Source organism: Flavobacterium saliperosum, assembly GCF_900100625.1.
GTDB lineage: Bacteria > Bacteroidota > Bacteroidia > Flavobacteriales > Flavobacteriaceae > Flavobacterium > Flavobacterium saliperosum.
In genome coordinates, this window is sequence record NZ_FMTY01000008.1 from 115,034 (window position 1) to 121,033 (window position 6,000).

Annotated in this window: 4 protein-coding genes; 2 read left to right on the forward strand and 2 right to left on the reverse strand. The window is 43.2% G+C overall.

The genetic code is table 11. The annotated features are described in order from the left end of the window. Positions 1 to 141 precede the first annotated feature (141 nt). On the forward strand, positions 142 to 1,581 hold the full coding sequence (locus BLQ05_RS12720; RefSeq protein ID WP_023577381.1) for a nucleoside recognition domain-containing protein: 1,440 nt from the start codon (positions 142 to 144) through the stop codon (positions 1,579 to 1,581). A gap of 235 nt (positions 1,582 to 1,816) precedes the next feature. After that, on the forward strand, positions 1,817 to 3,418 hold the full coding sequence (locus BLQ05_RS12725; RefSeq protein WP_023577379.1) for a fumarate hydratase: 1,602 nt from the start codon (positions 1,817 to 1,819) through the stop codon (positions 3,416 to 3,418). A 178-nt stretch (positions 3,419 to 3,596) separates the two neighbouring features. Here the strand turns inward: BLQ05_RS12725 and BLQ05_RS12730 are convergent, their stop codons facing one another. Both BLQ05_RS12730 and BLQ05_RS12735 read right to left on the reverse strand, forming a co-directional pair. After that, complete coding sequence (locus BLQ05_RS12730; protein ID WP_023577378.1) at positions 3,597 to 4,763, reverse strand: class I SAM-dependent rRNA methyltransferase; 1,167 nt, start codon at positions 4,761 to 4,763, stop codon at positions 3,597 to 3,599. Between the two features lie 86 nt (positions 4,764 to 4,849). Next, positions 4,850 to 6,000: GEVED domain-containing protein (locus BLQ05_RS12735; RefSeq protein WP_143000958.1), on the reverse strand; the 1,151-nt coding region annotated here is incomplete at its 5' end.

The following is a 6,000-nucleotide window of genomic DNA, read 5'->3' on the forward strand; positions in this document are numbered from 1 at the left end:
GACGAAGTAATCGGGGCTAAGGCATTCGGAAACTTCAGGTTCGCTTGCGTTCTTTGCGACCCGAGAAAAGGTCGAACAGACGAAGTAAAAAACCTTTGCGAACTTTGCGGTTAAATAGTACATTTACAAAAAAACAGTTTTATGGTATTGAGCAGATTTTGGTTGGTGATTTTTATTTCCTCGATTGCTTTTGTGGTCATCGGTTTGTTTACCGGTAACAGTTATTCCATCGATTATGTGTTGAACGGAAAAAAAGACGAACCCATCCTGATCTCCGAAAAATACCTGAACGAAGTTCCGACTTTCATCAAAGACAGCATTGAAAAAGCGCCGGAGAACACCATCGTCATCAATACCATCGATACCAATCCGGATACCACCTATGTTTACAAAAACCAAACGGTAAAGATTTTCAGTGGGGTACAAAAATCGGATGGTTTGTTGCCCACGTGTAAAAGTACCTTACTTGATCTGATTCTTCCGCTGATTGCTTATTTGGCTTTTTTCTGTGGGTTAATGGAGCTTTTGATTATCTCCGGGGCTTCCGGAAAATTAGCAAAAGTACTAAGCCCCGTGTTTGTAAAAGTGTTTCCGAGTATTCCGAAAAACCATCCGTCTATTTCTTATATGACGTTGAATTTTGCCGCTAATTTCCTGGGATTGGATTCTGCTGCCACGCCATTTGGGTTAAAAGCCATGGAAAGTTTACAGGAAATCAATCCCGAAAAAGACAAAGCCAGTGATGCGCAGATTATGTTTATGTGTCTGCATGCTTCGGGGCTCACTTTAATTGCCACTTCCATTATTGGGTATCGGGCTGCTGCGGGTGCCACCAACCCAGCCGACGTGATGCTCCCTTGTATCATCACTTCCTTTATCGGTACGATTGCCGCTTTTCTGATTGTGGGCGCGAAACAACGAATCAATTTCAAGAGCGCTTCTTTGGTAGCCGTACTAATGGCATTAATTGCCGGAATCATTGGCTTGCTGATGTATGTGAACCATTTGGATCTGATCGGTAAAAACTATTTCACTTCCAATCTTTCCGCGTTAATATTAGTGGGAATTATCGCTTTTACTTTGATTTTTTCCTTCCGAAAGGAAAAGCAGTTTACTGAGGCAAACACCACTGTTTTTGAAGCCTTTGTAACAGGGGCCAATAATGGAATTAAAACCGGGGTTACTATTTTTCCTTATGTTTTGGGAATGTTAGTGGCCATTTCGTTATTCCGAAACAGCGGTTTATTTGAAATTATCAGCAATTGGATAGCGTTCATTTTCTCCAATATGGGCGTAAGCAAAGAAATCACCGATGCGTTACCGGTAGCCTTGCTTCGTCCTTTCAGTTCTGCGGGATCACGAGGGTTTTTGATTGATTCGATGAATACTTTTGGAGCCGATTCCATGACCGGACGATTAAGCAGTATTTTCCAATGCAGTGCCGAAAGTACGTTTTACGTCATTGCCGTTTACTTCGGCTCGGTTAATATAAAAAATACCCGTTACGCTTTAGGAACGATGCTTTTGGTGGATGTGATTTGTGTGATTACGGCGATTTTCGTGGCGAGCTGGTTTTTTTAAAAAAAGATGATTTATCTATCCTAGAATAACAATATCAAAACATGGAAACATTAATAGAGGATTTCTCGATAGGACTTTTTCTTTGGCAGTTTTTCATATTTGTCGTTTTAACAACATTCTGTTATATCGTTTTTAAAATGATTATGAAATTCTTACGTAAGAAAACCTAGTCTTCCAAAATCATTTCTCATTCGCCCAATATTCCTTATATTTACGCTCCTAAAATTACTATTACATGGACTTTATATACCAAGACCCGTATCCGATTACAAAAGACGATACCCAATACCGAAAAATCACTTCCGACTACGTTAAAGTGGAAAAATTGGGCGACCGCGAAATCTTAACGGTAGACCCGAAAGGTTTGGAGTTATTAGCCGAAGAAGCCATGAGCGATGTGTCCTTCATGTTGCGTTCTTCGCATTTGCAAAAACTGAGAAATATTATCGAAGATCCCGAAGCGACCGACAACGACCGTTTCGTAGCCTATAACTTATTGCAAAATGCTGTGGTGGCGGTAGAAGGACAATTGCCTTCGTGTCAGGATACCGGAACCGCAATTGTGATGGCGAAAAAAGGAGAAAACGTGTATACCGGAGCCGATGATGGTGAAGCGCTTTCGAAAGGAATTTTCAACACCTACCAAAAGAGAAACTTACGCTATTCTCAAATTGTTCCGATTTCGATGTTTGAAGAAAAGAACTCCGGTTCCAATCTTCCGGCACAAATTGATATTTACGCTAAAAAAGGTGCTTCCTATGAGTTCCTGTTTTTAGCCAAAGGAGGCGGTTCGGCCAACAAAACCTTCTTATACCAAAAGACAAAATCATTGCTGAACGAGAAATCCCTGGATGAATTCGTTCGTGAGCGCATTATGGATTTGGGCACTTCGGCTTGTCCTCCATATCACTTAGCAATCGTTATTGGTGGCACTTCCGCGGAAGCGAATTTGGCGGCCGTTAAAAAAGCGTCTGCCGGTTATTTTGACAATTTACCTACCAGCGGAAACATGGCGGGTCAGGCCTTCCGTGATTTGGAGTGGGAAAAACGCGTACAGCAAATCTGCCAGGAGAGTCACATTGGAGCGCAATTCGGAGGAAAATATTTAACGCATGACGTTCGTGTGATCCGTTTGCCGCGTCACGCCGCTTCTTGTCCGGTGGGAATGGGTGTTTCCTGTTCGGCCGACCGAAACATCAAAGGAAAAATCACCAAAGACGGTATTTTCGTGGAACAATTGGAAGTGAATCCGAAACAGTTCTTGCCGGAAACCGCACCCCATCTGGAAGATCCGGTAGAAATCGACTTGAACCGACCAATGGCGGAAGTTTTGGCGGAATTATCCAAATACCCAATCAAAACCCGTTTAAAACTGAACGGAACGTTGATTGTAGCCCGTGATATCGCGCATGCGAAAATCAAAGAATTACTGGATGCCGGAAAACCAATGCCGGAATATTTCAAAAATCACCCAATCTATTACGCAGGTCCTGCCAAAACTCCGGAAGGCATGCCATCGGGAAGTTTCGGACCAACGACTGCGGGACGTATGGACGTGTATGTGGACGAGTTCCAGAAACATGGCGGTAGCATGATTATGCTGGCCAAAGGAAACCGTTCGAAAGACGTTATGAATGCCTGTAACAAATATGGTGGTTTCTATTTGGGTTCCATCGGTGGTCCTGCCGCGATTTTAGCTAAAGAAAACATCTTATCTGTTGAAGTGGTTGATTTTGAGGAATTGGGCATGGAAGCCGTTCGTAAAATTACCATCAAAGATTTCCCGGCTTTTATCATTACGGATGACAAAGGGAATGATTTCTTTGAAAACCTTTAGTTTTTAACCGCAAAGACGCAACGTTTTTCGCAAGGTTCGCAAAGTTTAAAAATACAAAGACCGTCTTGTTCAATAAACGAGACGGTCTTTTTTTATTGCATTGTCATCTGTCGAAGGAGGAGTTTTGGAAAGTGATTCAGATGGAGAAATTTCTCCTTCGTCGAAATAACGAAAAAAGCTATTCCACGTAAAGCACCAATCCTTTCAGATAAGCGCCCTCCGGGTGGTACATATTTACCGGATGATCGGGTCCTTGGGTTAGTTTGTGTAACACTCGGATGTTTCTTCCGCTTTCGATAGCGGCTGCAGCCACGGTATTGTAAAACAACACATCGTCAATAACCTGTGAGCAGGAAAACGTAAACAAAATTCCTTTTGGCGCCATCGCTTTCATCCCGGCAATGTTCAAACGTTTGTAGGCTTGAGTTGCGGTGTGCTTGCTTTTGATGCTTTTGGCAAATGCCGGCGGATCCAAAACAATCAGGTCGTATTGCTGGGTGTGTTCTTTCATGTAGGTAAACACGTCGGAAGCCACAGCTTCGTGATTGCAATCGTCATGGTTCAGTTCCATATTTCTTTCGGCCAAAGCGACGGCTTTTTCGGAAATATCTACGGAGGTTACCAATTGAGCTCCGGCGCTCATCGCATATACGGAAAAACCTCCGGTGTAGCAGAACGTGTTCAATACTCTTTTCCCTTTGGCGTAATGCCCCAATAATTTTCTATTGTCTCTCTGATCCAAAAAGAAACCGGTTTTTTGGCCTTCCACCCAGTTTACGGCAAACAGAATATTGTTCTCTTTCGCAATGATTTCCGGTTTGTCTCCGAACAGGAAAAAATCTCTTCCGGTTTGTGGTAAAGTGCCGCTGCTTTTGCAATAGATGGTTTCGCAATAATCGGAAAAATTTGATTTTATGGCTTCGGCGATTTTTTCAATCTCCTGAAAGATTCCGCTGGAATGGGCCTGTAATACCCAGTTTTTATCATAATAATCGATAATCAGTCCCGGAATGCCATCCCCTTCCCCGTGAATCAGACGGAAAGCATTGGTTTCCTTTAAATCAAGTAATTTCATGCGTAATTCCCACGCGCCTTTTAATCGGTCGGCCCAGAAATTTTCGGTGAAGGCTTCGTCTCCGAAAGTCAGAATACGTACTACAATACTACCTCGGTCACTGAAATAACCAGTCGCCAGATGTTTTTTGTTGGAATCGACCACATCCACCATTTCCCCATCGTTCAATTCCTGGCTCACACCATAAACGGCACCACTGAACACCCAAGGATGACGACGTTGTACTGATTTTTCTTTCCCCGGCTTTAATATTACTTTCGGATAACTCATTGTTTCAAATTTTTGACAAAATTACCGATTTATTCCATAAAAAAAGGCAGGATTGCTCCCGCCTTTTAAATTAATCTCAATCTATATTACTTCTTAACAAATCGCTTAGAAACCGATTTTTGACCGTCATGGCTTTCAAAAATATAAATTCCACTGGTAAGATCGCTTACGTTGATACTTTCCTGTTGAGTGAATTTCCCTTTTTTGACTTCCTGACCTAAATAATTTACTATTCTATACGAAAGCGCTCGACTGTCGGTAGTAGTGATGTTTAAATAGCTGTCTGTTGGATTTGGGTATAAGATTAAATATTCCTCCACCTCGTTGAGAACAAGTGTAGGTGTCGCTACTGGTACCGAAGTGATGTTAACCGTATAATCTTCCACTTGTCCGTAGGAGAACGCTTCACAGGATGTTGGCACTCCATTGTATTTCATGGAAACTCTCATTCTTGTCGCGCCTAAAGTAGCAGTAGCCGGGATGGTGATTGATCCGCTAACGGGAGTTGTGGTAGAAGCCGTTTTGCTCCAAACCAATTCGCCCGCATCGGTAAATACCCCGTTTTGGTTGTAGTCAATCCACACGGCATAACCTTCCGGATATACGGAACTTGTCCATGTTGGCGTCACGGTAATCGTATAGGCTGTTCCGCGACCTGCATTGGTAGATTGAGCCGTGAAGTTCTCATATCCGGCAGTTCCCGCAGAAGTGTTATTGATTGTCCCGAAAACCACTTTTCCAATACGTTCATCCGCAGTGCTGTTTCCTTGAGATGCACAGTACGATAATGAAGAGGACAGCGTAGTTACGTTCACCGTGTTACTTGCTGCAGAAATGTTTCCTGCTGCGTCTTTTGCTTTTACCGAGAAGGTATATGCTGTCGCCGCTGTTAAACCTGTAACCGCATAGGAAGTGGTTGTAACGGTGGCTTTTAACGTTGCGCCTTGATAAACATCGTAGCCTGTTACTCCTACGTTGTCTGTAGCAGCCGTCCAGGATAAATTAGTTGTCGTTTGCGTGGTGCCGGAAGCCGTTAGGCTGGTTGGCGCTGTTGGTGTCGTAGTGTCTGCTGTTCCGGTAACTAAATTAACCGTATAATCTTCCACCTGTCCATAATCAAAGGCACCGCAAGCAGCAGGAATGGCGTTGTAACGCATAGAAACACGCATTCTTGTAGAAGTTGCCGTAGCCGTTGCAGAAACAGTAAACGTACCCGAAACCGGAGTAGTAGTTACCG